Below are 16,110 nucleotides of genomic sequence, written 5' to 3' on the forward strand. Positions count from 1 at the left end.
ATAAAGAAAAGAAACCCAGAGATAAAACCATCGCCGAAAAATTCAATAATTATCGTTTCGCAGACTATAAAGAACAAGTCATTGACTTATTAACAAGGGTTTGTACCGTTAGTGTAGAAACTATGAAGATTATTGAAGAAATGGAGAGTAATCAATAAATATGAGTCAAGAAAAATGGGAAATAAAAAAATATGTTACTGAAACCAATCTATGTCCTTTTGATAACTGGTTTGAACAACTTGATATACAAACACAAGTTAGAATTGATGTTCGTCTTGATAGGGTTAGTTTAGGAAACTTTGGAGACGCTAAAAGCGTAGGAGAAGGAGTTTATGAGTTAAGATTATTTTTTGGTTCAGGATATCGAATTTACTACGGTATAATAGGAAAAAAGATTATACTTCTTTTAACGGGAGGATCGAAAAAGAACCAAAATAAAGACATTAAAAAAGCAAAAAAATTCTGGAATGCTTATCAAAAAGAACAAGGAGGTACAGAATAAAATGCCAGTGAAAAACTATCAAGATGATCTTTTAAAAAGATTGTCTAATCCTCACTATGCTTCTCAATATTTAAAAGTAGCATTAGATGAAACCTTCAAAGATGGCAATAAAGAAGCTTTTATCCTCGCTTTAAATAATATTATGCAGGCAAAAAAGATGTTTAAAAGCTTACCTGAAACCACTGAAAAATCACAAGAAGAAATTGATCAAATTTTAGGTCAAAAAGAACAGTTAACTATAGAAAATTTACTATTTATCTTACAGTTAGTAGGGATAAGTATAGACTTTAAACCAATTCTGGACTAAATTATTATGAAACAGGAATACTTTTTGAATAATACCAACTCTCAGAAATACCTAGAGAGATTGCTTCGGGGTATTTTTAGTAAAAGTTGAAGCTTACTGTTTATATTACCCCTCGCAATGACAAATCACTTTTGAAGTATTAAGCAAAATGAATAAAGAAGATTTAATTAAGTTTTTAAAACAAAATTTAACCGTAATTAAAAGTTATGGAGTAACGTCATTAGCTTTATTTGGTTCTTTTGCTAGAGATGAGGCAAAAAGTAGTAGTGATCTTGATTTGTTGGTGGAGTTTGAAGGAGTTGTTACTTTTGATAACTATATGGAATTAAAGTTTTTCTTAGAAGATAGTTTAGGGTTATCCGTTGATTTAGTTAGTCGCAAAATGCTCAAACCTCAACTGCTTAAGTCAGTGGAAAAGGAGGCCATTTATGTCTCGTGATTTAAGGCTTTATTTTGATGATATATTAGTTAGTTGTGATAAGATTTTACGATATAGTCAAGGACTGGACTATAAGACTTTTATAGAGGATGAATTAAGAGTTGATGCGACTTTAAGGAACTTACAAATTATTGGAGAAGCAGTTAAACAAGTCCCCAGAGAAATGAGAACTAAATATCCAAGGGTTGAATGGCGTAAAATTGCTGGTTTAAGGGATATTTTAGCCCATGCTTATTTTAGTTTAGAAAATGAAACCATTTGGGACATTATAAAAACAAAAATTATCCCCCTAAAGTCTGAAGTTGAAACCATCATTAATCAGGAATTTGAATAATTTAACTATCATCATTTTCCTTTAATAAAACCTCTGCAACATCAGGAAAATGAACCTTCATACACTCATTACAAATACCATGAGTAAACTCAACATCGGAATGTTGTTCGATAAACGTTTCAACCGTTGACCAATAACCCTGATCGTTACGAATACCCTTACAATAAGAACAAATAGGTATTAAACCCTCCATCACTTTAATCTTATCTAAAGCGGTGGCTAATTGAGAAGATACCCGTCTTAACTCTAACTGCATCATAACTTGACGCGCGAGAGCATTTAAAGCATTGGTTTGGGACTCCGATAACTCCCTCGGTTGACGATCAATAACACAAAGAGTTCCTAAAGGTTGGTCATTGGGAGTTAATAAAGGAACCCCTGCATAAAAACGAATATAAGGGTCAACGATTACTAATGGGTTATCCTTAAAACGTTCATCTAAAAAAGTATCCTTGACAACCATCATCTCTTGGCTCAAAATACATTGAGAACAGAAAGAAACATCACGAGGCGTTTGAGCCACATTTAAGCCAACTTTGGCCTTAAACCATTGACGTTTTTCATCAACAAACGTGATTAAAGCAATGGGAACATCACAAATAAAGGCAGCTAGACGGGTAATATCGTCATAAGCTTGTTCAGACGGTGTATCTAAAATGTTATATTGTTTAAGTGCTTCTAATCGCTCCGATTCTTGAGCAGGGGTTTTGATTTTCATAGCCTGGTAAAGAGGACTTATTTTCTTAATGCTGTCTATAAATATTTTAGAAACATCTCATTGAGAAAATCTGCTACAGTCATTAATGCTTAACAATATTTAAGAGGATAACCCATAGTCATCAATTGAGCCATTCAATAAGCTATAGTTATCCGTAGTTTAAAATAAACTAATAATAAAGTCCCAATTTTAGCAGTTCTGAATGTTACCTGAGTCAACCCTAAAACAACTCAAAAGCGCGTTACCAGACGGTCAATTACCCCCCAGTTACGGGGTTTACTTCAAAAATACCCTGGTTGCCCTTTGTCACGCCTTAGAAGACCATATACTAAACAGTACCCCCGATGATCCCCAACAACATCCTTTAGTGTTGGTCACGTTTCAACAGGGAAAATGGTATTTACAAGAAGCCGATCGCTATTATGATATTGCCCAACGTTCTCGCCATATTGCGATCGCAGCGGTAGCCGAAAGTGGGTTTGACAGCCATAAAACAGGAAAATTAGACAATGTTTCTTTAGTCCATCTGAATCAAGAAGATCCCCTCATAGAAGAGTGGAATTTAATCATTTTAGCCCCAGGATACGCAGCCATGGTACTCTGTCGGGAACTGTCCCCCGAAGACTACCGGGCCGATACCCAACCCCAAACGGACACCGAACGCAAATTTTACGGACTTTGGACCTTTGATCCCCTTCCGGTTCAAGAATCAGCTAAGATTTTAATCGAAGGAATGCGGTCCTATAACCCAGAATTAGCTGATCAACTCAGCCAAATGCAAGCTAACATTGTTGAAACCCCCAGAGATGTCAACATCGATCTCACCGGAGTGGTTTCTCGTATCGTCACTTACCTGCAAACCTCTCAGCAACAGTTAGTGACCATTAACCGTCAAACCAGAGAACTGGTAGACTTAGAAGGGCAGGCCCGAAAATTAAACCGAAACTTGGCCGCTAGTAAGTTACAGGCATTCCTCCGTATGGCCCAACGAGTGGATGAAAAAGACACAGATAACCCCCTCGCTTCCTTGCAAGTATCAGCCCTCTCAGAAACCATCGGACAGTTATTGGACTTACCTACATTGAAACTGAGACGGTTAAGGTTAGCAGGGGCATTGTATCGCATTGGACTAGCAGAAGCCCCTAAAGAAGTGTTTACCCATACCCCCGAAACATTGAATGATTCGAGTTACGCTTTTTGGAGAGATCGGGCAATGTTGGGATCTCAGTTATTAGCCACTATGCCCGAATTAAAAGCCATTAAAGACATTGTAGGACACCAATTGGAACATTGGGACGGAAGCGGTAAACCCGACGGCTTAAAAGGGGAAGAAAACGGCATCGAAGCAAGGATATTAGGGTTAGTTGCCTACTTCCAGGAGTTAACCCAACCCAGAGGCGATCGCCCTGCTTTGAGTTTAGGGGAAGCCTTAGAAAAATGCGAATCTTACAAAGAAACTTGGTTTGATCCAACGTTAGTTGATACTCTCGCTAACATTATTCGATTAGTGGAAATGGGCTTAATGGCCTTACCCGATCGCCCCAGTCAACTGCCGGCTATTTGGTTAGAAGAAGCCACCCGATAAAACCCGTAGGGGTTTAATAATATTAAACCCTATTAAACCCTATTATTCAACCCGCTTAATTACAAAATAATATAAATTTAGAGGAGATGATTGTGAATACAACTATCAATTTAACGGAGATTCGTAGCGGAAAAATTAAAGACTTAGCCGGACTCGATTTATCGGCAATGGACTTATCGGGGGCTGATTTAACCGGCGCAAATTTATCGGGGGCAACCCTACGAACCAACTTACGAGGGGCAGATTTAACCGGGGCTAATTTAACGGATGCAGACTGTCGGAGTGCTGATTTAAGAGGGGCTATTTTAGCGGATATTCAAGGCCAAAATTTGAGTTTAGCAGGGGCTTTTTTAGCCGGTTCTGTGTTAAGTCATTTAGATTTAACCGGGGTTGATCTTCGGGGTTGTGATCTGCGAGGGGCAACCTTAACAGGGACGATTTTAATACAAGCGGATTTAAGTCATACTAACCTGTCAGGGGCGGATTTATCTCAAGCTGATCTCGAAGAGGCAATTCTTAATGGGGCCATTTTAAGAGGAACTAATTTAACCGCTGCTAACCTATTATGCGCCCAAATAGAACAAGTAATTATGGAAGGTACATTATTAACTAATACTTGTGTGGAAGGGACTTCTTTGGAAAATTAAGAATTTAGAATTTAGAATTTAGAATTAGGAAAGTGGAACTCTTCTAATGTTCTAAAATTAAGTAATTTTTATCTTTCCTTGCGTTACTAAAACAGAAGAGCCACCAACACAAATCTTGTTGATTTTCTCCTCTATTTTTTCGATTGTTACCTCTAGAAAACTGGGTCTTCCCATTTCAAACCCCTGTTCAATTCGCCAGTGAAATTGTCCATTCTTTTCGGTTTCACGAATGCCTAAATATCCCCCAAAAGCAGTGGCCGCTGAACCTGTAGCCGGATCTTCTGTCACCCCTAACCCTGGGGCGAACATTCTCGCCCTAATATTTGATCCTTCATGTTCGGGATCGAAACAGAAAACATATAAAGAAGAAGCCCAATTTTTTTCTAATAGTTGTTGCCAGCGATCGCTATTTAATTTTATTCGTTTTAATGCGTCTCTATTATGCAGAGGAACAAATAAAAAAGGCAGTCCACAAGAAACCGCTTGGGGAGAATAATTATCCTGTCTAAAATCTTCTGTTTTTAAGCTTAAAATTGATGCTAATTCTTCTATTGATGGGATGTCATCAGAAAATTCTGGTAATTGAGGTGAGGTTAATTCTGTATAAATGGGTTGCTTATTTTTAAATTTAATGGTAGTAGGAACTAAGCCGACTCCTTCCTCAAAAATAATCTTACACTCATCATTTTTATCCATAGTGTTATCACTAATACCTAAAATATAAGCGGCCCCTAATGTTGGATGTCCGGCAAAAGGTAATTCTTGAGAGGGGGTAAAAATACGCAACTTTTTAGTGGTATTTTTAACAGTAGAAGGTAAGATAAAAACCGTTTCTGAAAAGTTAAATTCTGCTGCTATTTTTTGCATAATTTCTGTCGATAATCCTTCTCCATTAGGAAAGACTGCCAGTTGATTACCGCCAAACATAGTATTAGTAAAAACATCAACGGTATAAAATGAATAAGTCATAATAATTAAAGTCTGTAGGGTGGGTTAGACGGCTATAATTTAGAGGATAACAAGAACATTATAATCCGTCGTAACCCACCATTTTAGTCTATCGGTTGGGTGATTTTTCCCAGAGTCAACAATCATCATTAATTTTTCCGCAATTTCAATATACTGTTTTAAGTCTGTAGGGTGGGCAAAGTTGAGGTAATCTTTTAAATGGTCAAAACTAATTATTAATTTTGCCCACCTTACTACTATTATTCATTAATTTTTCTGCAATTTCAATACATTGTTTTAAGTTAGCATTGGTTTTAATAGCTTGAGGATTAATATGAGTATTAGTAGCAGAAAAACCCTGATTTTGTAAAGCTTTGATAAGTTGCGATCGCTTGGGAATATCTAATTTTCCACGTCTTCCTATTTCTCCTAAGGTATAAAAATAAGGGGGAAAGTCTGACTCATCGATCATAATTGATAATAAATCAGTTACTGTTGACCATTTTAAATTAATTGCTAATCTTTTCATGGTTTTTAAATACTCTTTATTATGTAGATTACCTAACCACATCGCTCCCGAAATGGTATAACTAAAATTTTTATTTTCTTGTTGATGATAACAGTTTACTTTGCCTAACTGTTTATAAGAAATAGTTTGATATTCTCCGCAGTGATGACAATATCCCAGAAAACCATAGTTATCTAAATTGAGATTAACTTTAGGTAATAGACGTAACATAATTCGATAAGTTGAACCGCTAAAATAAGAAAAAATTGGCTCTATTCCTAACCCCATTGTTGATGCTTGTTGTAAGGTACTACCGATAATTAATCGTAATACTTGTTCTTGGGCTGCTGGATGAGATCGACCATACGATCCATAATTTTGTAAACAGTTTTCGGGTAAATGACCGGTTCCTGTGCGTCCATCGGTACAAGTTAAATAGATTAAACCCCCTATTTTTGTTGCCCATAAAGCCGTACTTAAATAAGGATTAGGAGAACCAAAAGCATCTACATCGACTAAGTCATAGTAATCTTTATTATTATAACATTCAAAAAAAATATTATTAGCATTTTTATAAGTTATTTTACCTTTATTATCTTGTAAGATAAACCCTAAATTATAGTCAAGTGTTGCTTTATTTTCAGGGTTACTATCATTTGCCCAAATAGAGTCCGCCTCACTTTCTAAATAATAACGAATGGAACGAACACCACACCCCGTCATGACATCTAAAACCCTTAAGTTTCCTTGGTTTTGTTTATAAACTTTTGCGGCTAATGTTCCTAAATCTCTGGTTATTTTACTTTGGGGACGATAGAAGGTATTACCCACAGTAAAATAGGCTTTTTCTTCACAGATTAAAAATTCATCATTCATCAAACAATCTCATTAGATAATATTCAACATCATTAATTATATTAAACCAGAACTTAAAGCTTTTTCTAAATAAGTTTTAAAATCTAATTTATTGATAATATTAAATTCATCAAGCATACGAGATATGACAACTAAGTGAGTTTTGCTGACTAGCTGATTGTCTAAATATTGAGGTAAAATAATTAAAGCACCATTAGGATGTTCAAAGACTTTTTGATTACCTTCTGTGGACAATCTTATAAAGTTTCAGTTCAAAATTATCTTTTCTAATTCATTGTATCTAATTTTAGAACAATTCATATTTAATAACTCCTCTTATAATATAGCAATCAGCTTTCAGTTGTGAGAAAGGGTTTAACACTGTTAAACCCCTACAAATGGCTCTTGTAGGGACATAATATTATTATGTCCTAATTGGTTCTCATATATCATTCCTGATTGCTATATAAATATTTTAACGGAGAAAATAGCATTCTTTAGAGTCAGATCATTTTTTTTGCTATCATAAGGATAATATTTATGTTACTTTCGTATAAAGTCTGAAGAAACTGTATTAAATGCTGTTGTAGGTAAAATAATTATTATCGAATTATATGAACTTTCCCCGTCTACATCCCGATACCCTTGAAGAAGTTAAAGAAAAAATCGATATTTATGAGGTGGTTTCTGACTATGTTGTTCTCAAAAAAAGAGGACAAAACTATGTCGGTTTATGTCCTTTTCACCAAGAAAAAACCCCTAGTTTTACTGTAAACCAAAGTAAACAACTTTATTATTGTTTTGGTTGTGGAGAAGGGGGAAACGGCATTAAATTTTTAATGGAAATTGGACAACAATCTTTTACTCAAGTTATTTTAGAATTAGCAAAACGTTATCAAGTTCCTATCAAAACATTAGAACCTGAAAAACGCCAAGAAATACAAAAAGAACTCTCATTACGAGATCAACTATATGAAATTGTAGCTTTAACGAGCAATTTTTATGAACACGCATTACAGGAACCTTTAGGAGAAAATGCCCTTAATTATTTAACCCAAAAAAGACAATTTAAACACCAAACTATCCAACAATTTAACTTAGGTTATGCGCCGGGGGGATGGGAAACCTTATATCGTTATTTAGTAGAACAAAAACGTTATCCTATTGCATTAGTCGAACAAGCAGGACTCATTAAACCCAGAAAAAAAGGCAATGGTTATTATGATACATTCCGCGATCGCTTGATGATTCCTATTAAAGATATTCAAGGCCGGGTTATTGCGTTTGGGGGCAGAAGTTTGACCGATGAAGAACCCAAATATCTTAATTCTCCTGACACTCCCTTATTTAATAAAGGTAAGACTTTGTTTGCATTAGATCAAGCTAAAAATAGTATTCGTTCTTTAGATAAAGTGATTGTAGTAGAAGGTTATTTTGATGTTATTGCCCTCCATGAAGCAGGGATTACTAATACAGTCGCTTCTCTGGGAACAGCATTTAGTGAAAGTCAACTGAAACAGTTATTAAGATATACAGATTCAAAACAAGTTATCTTCAATTTTGATGCAGATAACGCAGGAATTAAAGCAACCCAGAGAGCAATCACTGAAATAGAATCACTCATTTATTCGGGACAAGTTGATCTTAAAATTCTCAATATTCCCGATGGAAAAGATGCCGATGAGTTTATCAAGTCTCATGAAAACGGATTTGAAAAATATCAAGAATTAATTGAGAAAGCCCCCTTATGGTTAAATTGGGAAATTCAACAATTATTAATCAATAAAAACCTCAAACAAGCGGATCATTTTGAACAAGTCGCCCAAGGAATGGTTAAACTGTTAAATAAATTATCAGATAGTAATCAACGGAGTTATTATATTAGCTATTGTGCGGAACTTTTAGCCCAAGGTGACGCTAGAATTTTACCCCTTTATATCAAAAATTTACAAACTCAGTTAAACAAACCTCTGACAAAATTGGCTCAGAAAAAACCAGCAAAAACTTTTATTAAACCTGAAACCAGTACAGAAAATAATTTATTGAAAGAAGCAGAAACAATTTTATTGAAAATCTATATTCATTATCCTGAATGTCGTCAAGAAATATTTGATAAATTAGAAGAAAATAATCTTTGTTTTAGCTTATCAGACTATCGCATAATTTGGCACAATATACTAGAAATAGAACAAAATAACTTAGATACAAATAATGATAATAATGAGCAATTTATTTCTCAACTCGAAATGAAAATAATAGAATCATCCCAAGTGATTAATAAAATAAATGACCTTTTGAATTTTCGAGAAATTGAACAATATGAAGATAGTAGTAGACTCAATTTAATCATTGATGCTGCTTTAATCTCATTAGAAAAAGTCAACTTAGAAAAATATTGTCGTTATTGTGAACAAAAATATAAACAAATTAATCCTCAAGAAGATCCCGTTAATTATCAATACTATTTAAATGAATATATTTCCAGTCGCCAAAAAATATTACAACTGCAACCACTAAGAAGCTTCTCTCAATTAGATATTCATGGTTAAGAAATCACCCAAAAGCATGATTCTCTAGAAGGAAGTCATAGACCGAAATTTTATTTTATGGTGAGAATAATGTAAAGAATAAGACGAAACATGAAATTAATCGCCCTAAAGTTATTAACCCCGATTAAACAATGGTTTCATCATTATCTTGTTCAAGAAGTTCCGAGCAACTTATCATTTTGTGAATTTGATTGTCAAGAGACTTATTGCGATCGCCATGTTTGGCAAAATTGTGAAAAAATACAAAAATAATCCCCAAGTATCTTGATTCTACCTGGGGATGTTCGTTAGATTAATAGATAAGATGACATGAGAACTCTAATTAATCAAGATATCCCATTAATAAAGCGGGATCATCGATATCATTAGGGGCAACAGGACGATTCCCCATGACGGTGTAAGTTTCACTCACGTGTAAGTGACTCACCATAATGGGTCGATGTCCTGATATGGTTAAGGTGCTTGAGATTTCCATCCCACTGGCAACCACAGGACGAGATCCTCCCACTGATTTATATGTACCAACGACCTTAAGATGACTTGCTTCTACGGGACGGTTTCCCGGAAGCAGTCCCGGTTCAGTAATTAACTGAATACCTTGTGCGCTTTTACTGGCCTGATCTTTGACAGATAAGGCACTGGTTTGCTTTTCTTCGGTGGCAGTAGAACGACTACTGCGGGTGGTTGTCTTGTTGGTGGTTGTGGTTTTTTGAGTTTCTGAGGTTTGAGTGCCGTTAGCTTCTGTTTTTTGGGCAGTCATAATTATTTATCTCCTGGATATTATTATTATAAGCTTAGGGGATCAAGCATACCGAAGACAATTCAAGGTTACCATTGAGAACAGGTTAGAAACTTGCCTCAAAAGAGTGATCTTCAATATATACCACGAATAGGCAAAAAACCCATCCGAGCTTAGTTTATAATAAACCCCTATACTCTTTTAGCCTAGTCATCTAGAAAAAACTTGACAATAGAAGCAGATGATAATTATTTTGTTAGTTAAAGATAGGTTTTATCGATACAAGAAATAAATGATTCTAATCATTGAGAATGGGTAACGTCCATGACGTTTTTAAATAGGCTTAACCGTCAATAATTAATAATAAACCCTAAACTTAAAATAATAACTGATACTTGCTCACTAATAAGTATTTTAATTAAGACCCACCAACCTATGGCCGTTTATTCCTTTGAAGAAAAATATCGACGTTTACGACAAGAATTACTCGGTGGGGCGATCGCATTGGGTGGGGTTTTTTGTTTAGGAACCCTTTGGTTTTATCTCATCGAAAAATGGACACTCACTGAAGCCGCCTATATGACCATGATCACCCTCTCCACTGTAGGGTTTTCAGAAGTCCGTCCCCTCGATGATAGCTCCCGACTGTTTACCATTGTGTTAATTTTGATGGGAGTCATTACCATCGGTTATATTGTAAATCGTTTAACCGAAGCCTTGATTCAAGGTTACTTTCAAGAAGGCATTCGACAACGACAGGAGAGACGCTTGATAGACACCTTAGAACATCATTGTATTGTTTGCGGTTATGGTCGTACGGCCCGACAAGTCGCCCTAGAATTTCAGGCCGAAGACGTTCCTTTTGTGATCATTGACTCGCGACCGGAACAAGTCGAAGAAGCGAAACAATTAGGGTATGTTGTTATCCAAGGGGATGCAACCCTAGATGAATGTTTGATCAACGCCAAAATCGATAAAGCCGTGTGTTTAGTGTCTGCCTTAACCTCTGATGCTGAAAACCTCTACACGGTCCTGTCTGCTAAAACCCTAAACCCCAAAATTCGGGCGATCGCCCGGGCCAGTACCGAAGAAGCGGTTTTAAAGCTACAACGGGCCGGGGCCGATGCGGTGGTGTCTCCCTATATTACAGGGGGTAAACGACTGGCTGCGGCTGCGTTGAGACCCCAAGTCATGGACTTTGTGGATGGGATCTTAACCGGCAGCGATCGCACCTTTTATATGGAGGAGTTTCTCCTGGACCCTAAGTTTTGTCCTTGTGTGGGGCAAACCCTCAGCGAAGCGAGACTCAGATTACAGTCTGGGGCCTTGGTGTTGGCTATTCGTCGCTCCGATGGCACCTTATTGGGGGGACCCACGGGAGAAACAGAACTCATGGCCGGGGACTTATTAATTTGTATGGGAACCCCTGAACAACTGCGACAACTCAATCAAATTTTAGGACCGATTACCCCTTCTCCGGCACTGCGGCCACCAAGACATTAAAACATTCATCAGTTATCAGTTACCAGTTACCAGTTATCCAGTTATCAGTTACTTGTGCTGAGCTATGTCGAAGTATCATTAAATTTATCGATCACTGTTAACTGCTCACTGCTCACTGTTCACTGCTCACTGTTCACTGCTCACTGCTCACTGCTCACTGTTCACTGTTCACTGTTCACTGCTCACTGTTCACTGTTCACTGTTCACTGCTCACTGTTCACTGCTCACTGCTCACTGTTTATGGTGATCAGCAGCAATGGAAATAACTTGCCATAATTGAGAAATTTCTTGAGTCTGATCAGAAATCAAACAAGGAAAGACCGATAACCCTTCGATGGTATTAGCAGCTTGGGCGGTCTTCACATCTAAAATGACTAAAGGCAATGTTGAGAGTTCAGACGTTTGAGCCAGCGATCGCAAATAATCTTGAGGCTCCTCTAAAAACTGTCCGTCTAACACAATCACATCAACGTCCCAAACACTGACTAATAAAGACCCTTGATCAAAATCATCCGCTTCTAAAATACGATGATTGGACTGAGATAATTGAGCAATTAACGTCCGTTCTATCCTCGACGTTAACGGTATATTCTCTTTGCTTTGTTCAGATACATTGGGAATTAAACTGAGAATGGTTAAAGAACGAGTTTCTGGGTTAACTTTGGCTTCTAGGGGTTTTAAACATTGTTCGAGGGTCCCTAAATCAGTGGGAACCTTGATAAACCCATCAGCGTGGCGGTGTTCTCCTAATAATTGATTCCCTTGGGTTTGTGTCACAAAAACCTGAATATTTCGGGTTTGCAGATCCGATTTCAGTAAGGTTAAAACGTCCCATCCTGATAATAGAGGGAGTAAGGGATTTAAGAAAATAGCGTAAGGTCTAAGTTGTCGGGCTTTTTCGACGGCTTCGGTGCCGGTTCGAGCAATGACCACACGATAGCCCAGTTGGGTTAACTTGTCCATCAGCGCGTCAATGGATTGGGGAATGGCATCAACGATGAGGATGACAGGATTAGAAGAGTGAGCAGGGAGCGATCGCTGTTCTTGGTCAGGAGACGGGGGTAATAGTAAGGTAAATTGACTTCCTTGGCCTGCTTTGGACACAAAAGAAATGTCTCCCCCATGGGCTCTGGCTAATCGTTGAGTTAACACTAACCCTAACCCGGTTCCTTCAAATTGCCGGGTGAGGGGATTTTCTAATTGCTGAAACTTTTGAAAAATTAAATGTTGAGACTCTTCTGGAATACCAATGCCTGTATCCCAGATAGTAAAGGCCAGCCAATCTTCCCAACGATTGACTTTTAACCCACATTTTCCTTCGGTTTGGGTAAATTTCATGGCATTGTCCAACAAATGCACTAACATTTGATGCAGTCGTAATTCATCGGCCAATAACTGTTGTAACCCAGGTTCAATCTCTAAACTAAAATCAAGGGGTTGGTCAGATTTACTTTGATATTTTTCTTTGATGGAATGATAAGCACGCTCACAAATTTCTCTAATATCCACAGGATTAAAGGATAATTTTAATTGTCCTGTTTCTAACCTTGTTAAGTCTAAGAGATCATTCACCAAGGTCATCAGTTGACGGCCACTGCGATAAATTAATTGGGCATAATGAATTTGACGAGGGTTGAGATCACCGATCTTTTTTTCTTGGAGAAGGCTCGATAATCCAACCACTGCGGTTAGGGGTGATTTGAGTTCGTGGCTAATACAGGCTAAAAATTCATCTTTGAGTCGATTGAGTTGCACTAAATCGGCATTTTTAGCGGCCAATTCTTGGCATAATTGCTGTTGTTGGGTGACATCTGTAGCGACAAAAATAGAAATGGGAATGGGCAGTTTATCGGTTGTTAAAGGGCATTTAAGAAATTGCCACACTTTGTTTTGATCAGGTATAGGTGAAGGTCCCACGTCTAAGTTATGGTCAACGAGGGTCTCTGAGGGGTTATGACCCAGGGACGATAGAGGAAAGTCCCAATTATCTCCTTGTGGGTTTAACCATTGATCGTAAGCTGTCTCGACTACTGAGGTTATCTTTTGCTTGATATCTGGATTAATGTTTACATTTCTGTTTTGGAGAGCTGGCCAGTCCATTGTTTCGTGGGGCAAAGGACAAGCGGTGGCGTTATCCGGTGGAATTAATTCGCCAATTTGTTCGCGCCAGGTTCGATTTTGTTGAATGATTTCTCCCTGGTGAGTTTGTAACATCACTGGTAAGGGGAGTTCTTCTAAGAGTTCTTTAATGAGGTTTTTGGCTGAGGCTAACTCTTGTTGAGGACTGGCGTTTTCTGCTAAAACGGCTTGCAGTAGTTGCCAACTATTGAGTAATCCTAAAAATTCTCCTCCCTGATTGACCAATCCGTAACTGGGTTGTTTGTCTAAGTAGGGGTTCGTGTTGAGGATATGAGCAAAATCAGAGACCCCAAGATGAGAGGGAATTAGGGTTAACGGACTGATACAACTTTCCCAATCCCAGGGTACACCCGGCTCAAGAGAAGGCCTCCACCTTGACCTGTTTTTACCCTTACTTTGCACTGAAGCCGCCACCGGCTTATTCAACAGGGCTAAGAGAATATCACGGCTAAAAAGTATGCCCAACGGAATTCCCTGTGCATTAACGACAACTACCCTATCATGACTCTGTTGGTTGGATTGAAACAGGTTTTGTAGTTGTTCGTAGGTAATGGGAGGGGTACAGACAGGGACTGAATAAAGAAATTGTTTGAGGGTAAGCATTGAAGCTATCACGGAGGTGGTTTAGCAAAGAATATCGATGTATGGCTAAATTGAGTTTTAAATGTCGTTTTTTGAAAGAGGGGTGGCATAAACTGCTCAACATTCAAGCTTAATCCTGATGGTTGATTTCCCTTATAGTTGGGTAATAAGAAATATGCCTTTCCTTATTTTAATCAATATGTTCTTAGTTTTACGCCAGAGGGCTTGATCCCTTACAATTAATTACAATTCTACGATGGGTTGATCTATTTTTATCTTCTTAATTATTAATTATTTGTTAACTGATCCCCGATCATGATTAGACCGCAATTCCTCTACAACCTAACGGGGTTAAAGTTGCAGTCTCCTTGCGGTCTAATGAGCCGATTACTTATTCTTCGTTTGCCGTCGCACTGGTTGCTAGTTCCTCTTGTTGAGGTTCCTCGCTCTCAGAGGCGGTCGGAACTTCCTCTACATTTTCTTCTGTGGGCATTTCTCTGCCTTCGGCTTCAGCTAGAAGTTTCTGACGATATTTTTCCGCCATTTCTTCTGCTTTTTCAAAGACTAAATCCCGATTTTTCAACATATCACCGGCTTCCGGTTCTAGTTGTTTGGTGGATAAAGAAATACGTCCTCTTTCGGCATCGAGATCAATGATCATCACTTTCAGTTCGTCATTGACACCAAAGACACTGTGAGGGGTATCAATATGATCGTGGGATATCTCAGAAATGTGGAGCAGTCCACTGACACCGCCAATATCGATAAATGCCCCGTAAGGCTTGATACCACGGACTGAACCAATGACCACTTGACCCACTTCTAAGCCGTTCATCTTCCGTTCTACCAGCGCACGGCGATGGCTGAGCACCAGACGGTTACGCTCTTCATCCACTTCTAGAAATTTTAAGGGCAAGACTTCCCCGACTAAATCTTCTTTAGCTTCACGGGTACTAATATGAGATCCAGGAATAAAGCCCCGTAACCCTTCAATTCTCACCAAGGCACCGCCCCGGTTGGTGGCAAAGACATCAGACCGCACGGTGGCATCTTCTGCCTGGAGTTGGCGCACCCGCTCCCAAGCTCGCATATACTCAATACGACGAATGGATAGGGTTAACTGCCCATCTTCGTTTTCATCGGTAAGGATGAAAAATTCTCTTGTTTCGTTGGACTGGAGAACCTCTTCCGGGTCGTCCACTCGGTTAATTGACATTTCTTGGATGGGAATATAAGCAGCGGTTTTTGCGCCAATGTCAATTAATGCTCCTCTCGGTTCCATACTGAAAACCGTCCCAGGAACAATATCTCCAGGACTAAAATGATAATCGTATTTGTCGAGCAGGGCTGCGAAATCTTCGTGCGTGAAACCTATGTCTTTTGTTGTTGTTTTCTGAGTTACCATGTACTTTTGTTTTCCTATATCTGAATCTCCAATCGTTGGCGGTGCCTCCTGTTGATGTACAGTTTCCAATTTTAGGGGGTCAGACATAAGAGCCTTTCCCTAAGCGAATGAACTGCCATGAAGAATATCCTTCTCACCACAGGCGACAAGGACGGTCTTAGAAGATTGAGTGTAATTTGTTCAATCAGTGTCAGGATACAGATTCTTTATCATATCACTATTAAATTATAGTCGACGATTGCTAATTGTGAGAGATTGTTTAGATTAATTTTGTGGATAGGGAACGGGGAACAGGGAATAGGGAATAGGGAATAGGCAAGGGTTCTCCCCCTCACAAAAGGGGGAGTTAG

At 38.1% G+C, this 16,110-nt stretch carries 16 protein-coding genes; 9 read left to right on the forward strand and 7 right to left on the reverse strand.

Annotation, left to right across the window (positions count from 1 at the left end):
• The first annotated feature begins 160 nt into the window (after positions 1 to 160).
• The 4 genes from C4E06_RS13385 (at position 161) to C4E06_RS13400 (ending at position 1,582) form a co-directional block, all read left to right on the forward strand.
• Positions 161 to 502: a type II toxin-antitoxin system RelE/ParE family toxin gene (locus tag C4E06_RS13385; protein WP_107668524.1), complete on the forward strand. Its 342-nt coding sequence runs from the start codon at positions 161 to 163 to the stop codon at positions 500 to 502.
• A 1-nt stretch (position 503) separates the two neighbouring features.
• Positions 504 to 809 (forward strand): transcriptional regulator, encoded by a 306-nt coding sequence (locus tag C4E06_RS13390; RefSeq protein WP_107668525.1) that lies wholly within the window; start codon positions 504 to 506, stop codon positions 807 to 809.
• A 148-nt stretch (positions 810 to 957) separates the two neighbouring features.
• Positions 958 to 1,248 carry a nucleotidyltransferase family protein gene (locus tag C4E06_RS13395; protein ID WP_107668526.1) on the forward strand — a complete coding sequence of 97 codons (291 nt, stop codon included), beginning with the start codon at positions 958 to 960 and terminating at the stop codon, positions 1,246 to 1,248.
• On the forward strand, positions 1,238 to 1,582 hold the full coding sequence (locus tag C4E06_RS13400) for a DUF86 domain-containing protein (RefSeq protein ID WP_107668527.1): 345 nt from the start codon (positions 1,238 to 1,240) through the stop codon (positions 1,580 to 1,582). Before C4E06_RS13395 ends, C4E06_RS13400 begins: the two co-directional genes overlap by 11 nt.
• 1 nt (position 1,583) lies before the next feature.
• Here C4E06_RS13400 and C4E06_RS13405 read toward each other — a convergent pair whose 3' ends face one another.
• Positions 1,584 to 2,300 carry a GAF domain-containing protein gene (locus tag C4E06_RS13405; RefSeq protein WP_107668528.1) on the reverse strand — a complete coding sequence of 239 codons (717 nt, stop codon included), beginning with the start codon at positions 2,298 to 2,300 and terminating at the stop codon, positions 1,584 to 1,586.
• A gap of 202 nt (positions 2,301 to 2,502) precedes the next feature.
• Between C4E06_RS13405 and C4E06_RS13410 the strand changes: the two genes are divergently transcribed.
• Both C4E06_RS13410 and C4E06_RS13415 read left to right on the forward strand, forming a co-directional pair.
• Positions 2,503 to 3,885 (forward strand): HD domain-containing phosphohydrolase, encoded by a 1,383-nt coding sequence (locus C4E06_RS13410; protein ID WP_107668529.1) that lies wholly within the window; start codon positions 2,503 to 2,505, stop codon positions 3,883 to 3,885.
• 86 nt (positions 3,886 to 3,971) lie between these two features.
• Entirely contained in the window at positions 3,972 to 4,532 is a 561-nt protein-coding gene (locus tag C4E06_RS13415) for a pentapeptide repeat-containing protein (protein WP_198648658.1), read from the forward strand.
• A 57-nt stretch (positions 4,533 to 4,589) separates the two neighbouring features.
• Here the strand turns inward: C4E06_RS13415 and C4E06_RS13420 are convergent, their stop codons facing one another.
• The 3 genes from C4E06_RS13420 to C4E06_RS13430 form a co-directional block, all read right to left on the reverse strand.
• The gene (locus C4E06_RS13420) at positions 4,590 to 5,501 is read right to left on the reverse strand and encodes a PhzF family phenazine biosynthesis protein (RefSeq protein WP_107668531.1); all 912 of its coding nucleotides are present in this window, start codon (positions 5,499 to 5,501) and stop codon (positions 4,590 to 4,592) included.
• Between the two features lie 208 nt (positions 5,502 to 5,709).
• The gene (locus tag C4E06_RS13425) at positions 5,710 to 6,864 is read right to left on the reverse strand and encodes a tRNA (guanine-N1)-methyltransferase (RefSeq protein WP_198648660.1); all 1,155 of its coding nucleotides are present in this window, start codon (positions 6,862 to 6,864) and stop codon (positions 5,710 to 5,712) included.
• 36 nt (positions 6,865 to 6,900) lie between these two features.
• Positions 6,901 to 7,098: a hypothetical protein gene (locus C4E06_RS13430; protein ID WP_107668533.1), complete on the reverse strand. Its 198-nt coding sequence runs from the start codon at positions 7,096 to 7,098 to the stop codon at positions 6,901 to 6,903.
• Positions 7,099 to 7,457: 359 nt separating this feature from the next.
• On the opposite strand from C4E06_RS13430, the gene dnaG reads away from it, so the two are divergent.
• Positions 7,458 to 9,392, forward strand: coding sequence for a DNA primase (gene dnaG, locus C4E06_RS13435; protein WP_107668534.1), 1,935 nt, complete (start codon positions 7,458 to 7,460; stop codon positions 9,390 to 9,392).
• Between the two features lie 90 nt (positions 9,393 to 9,482).
• Entirely contained in the window at positions 9,483 to 9,644 is a 162-nt protein-coding gene (locus C4E06_RS13440; protein WP_107668535.1) for a DNA primase, read from the forward strand.
• 70 nt (positions 9,645 to 9,714) lie between these two features.
• On the opposite strand, the gene C4E06_RS13445 is transcribed toward C4E06_RS13440, so the two are convergent.
• Complete coding sequence (locus tag C4E06_RS13445) at positions 9,715 to 10,152, reverse strand: hypothetical protein (RefSeq protein ID WP_107668536.1); 438 nt, start codon at positions 10,150 to 10,152, stop codon at positions 9,715 to 9,717.
• 414 nt (positions 10,153 to 10,566) lie between these two features.
• Between C4E06_RS13445 and C4E06_RS13450 the strand changes: the two genes are divergently transcribed.
• Positions 10,567 to 11,634 (forward strand): TrkA family potassium uptake protein, encoded by a 1,068-nt coding sequence (locus tag C4E06_RS13450; RefSeq protein WP_107668537.1) that lies wholly within the window; start codon positions 10,567 to 10,569, stop codon positions 11,632 to 11,634.
• A gap of 231 nt (positions 11,635 to 11,865) precedes the next feature.
• Here C4E06_RS13450 and C4E06_RS13455 read toward each other — a convergent pair whose 3' ends face one another.
• Positions 11,866 to 14,376, reverse strand: coding sequence for an ATP-binding protein (locus C4E06_RS13455; protein ID WP_107668538.1), 2,511 nt, complete (start codon positions 14,374 to 14,376; stop codon positions 11,866 to 11,868).
• A gap of 370 nt (positions 14,377 to 14,746) precedes the next feature.
• A complete protein-coding gene (locus C4E06_RS13460; RefSeq protein ID WP_107668557.1) occupies positions 14,747 to 15,760 on the reverse strand; it encodes a 30S ribosomal protein S1 in 1,014 nt (337 codons plus the stop codon).
• Positions 15,761 to 16,110: the final 350 nt, after the last annotated feature.

The organism is Cyanothece sp. BG0011 (genome assembly GCF_003013815.1).
Lineage (GTDB): Bacteria > Cyanobacteriota > Cyanobacteriia > Cyanobacteriales > Microcystaceae > Crocosphaera.

Coding starts and splice junctions, on each gene's coding strand:
- C4E06_RS13385 (WP_107668524.1), top strand. CDS start 161: ATGAGTCAAGAAAAATGGGAAATAAAAAAATATGTTACTGAAACCAAT.
- C4E06_RS13390 (WP_107668525.1), top strand. CDS start 504: ATGCCAGTGAAAAACTATCAAGATGATCTTTTAAAAAGATTGTCTAAT.
- C4E06_RS13395 (WP_107668526.1), top strand. CDS start 958: ATGAATAAAGAAGATTTAATTAAGTTTTTAAAACAAAATTTAACCGTA.
- C4E06_RS13400 (WP_107668527.1), top strand. CDS start 1,238: ATGTCTCGTGATTTAAGGCTTTATTTTGATGATATATTAGTTAGTTGT.
- C4E06_RS13405 (WP_107668528.1), bottom strand. CDS start 2,300: ATGAAAATCAAAACCCCTGCTCAAGAATCGGAGCGATTAGAAGCACTT.
- C4E06_RS13410 (WP_107668529.1), top strand. CDS start 2,503: ATGTTACCTGAGTCAACCCTAAAACAACTCAAAAGCGCGTTACCAGAC.
- C4E06_RS13415 (WP_198648658.1), top strand. CDS start 3,972: ATGATTGTGAATACAACTATCAATTTAACGGAGATTCGTAGCGGAAAA.
- C4E06_RS13420 (WP_107668531.1), bottom strand. CDS start 5,501: ATGACTTATTCATTTTATACCGTTGATGTTTTTACTAATACTATGTTT.
- C4E06_RS13425 (WP_198648660.1), bottom strand. CDS start 6,864: ATGAATGATGAATTTTTAATCTGTGAAGAAAAAGCCTATTTTACTGTG.
- dnaG (WP_107668534.1), top strand. CDS start 7,458: ATGAACTTTCCCCGTCTACATCCCGATACCCTTGAAGAAGTTAAAGAA.
- C4E06_RS13440 (WP_107668535.1), top strand. CDS start 9,483: ATGAAATTAATCGCCCTAAAGTTATTAACCCCGATTAAACAATGGTTT.
- C4E06_RS13445 (WP_107668536.1), bottom strand. CDS start 10,152: ATGACTGCCCAAAAAACAGAAGCTAACGGCACTCAAACCTCAGAAACT.
- C4E06_RS13450 (WP_107668537.1), top strand. CDS start 10,567: ATGGCCGTTTATTCCTTTGAAGAAAAATATCGACGTTTACGACAAGAA.
- C4E06_RS13455 (WP_107668538.1), bottom strand. CDS start 14,376: ATGCTTACCCTCAAACAATTTCTTTATTCAGTCCCTGTCTGTACCCCT.
- C4E06_RS13460 (WP_107668557.1), bottom strand. CDS start 15,760: ATGGTAACTCAGAAAACAACAACAAAAGACATAGGTTTCACGCACGAA.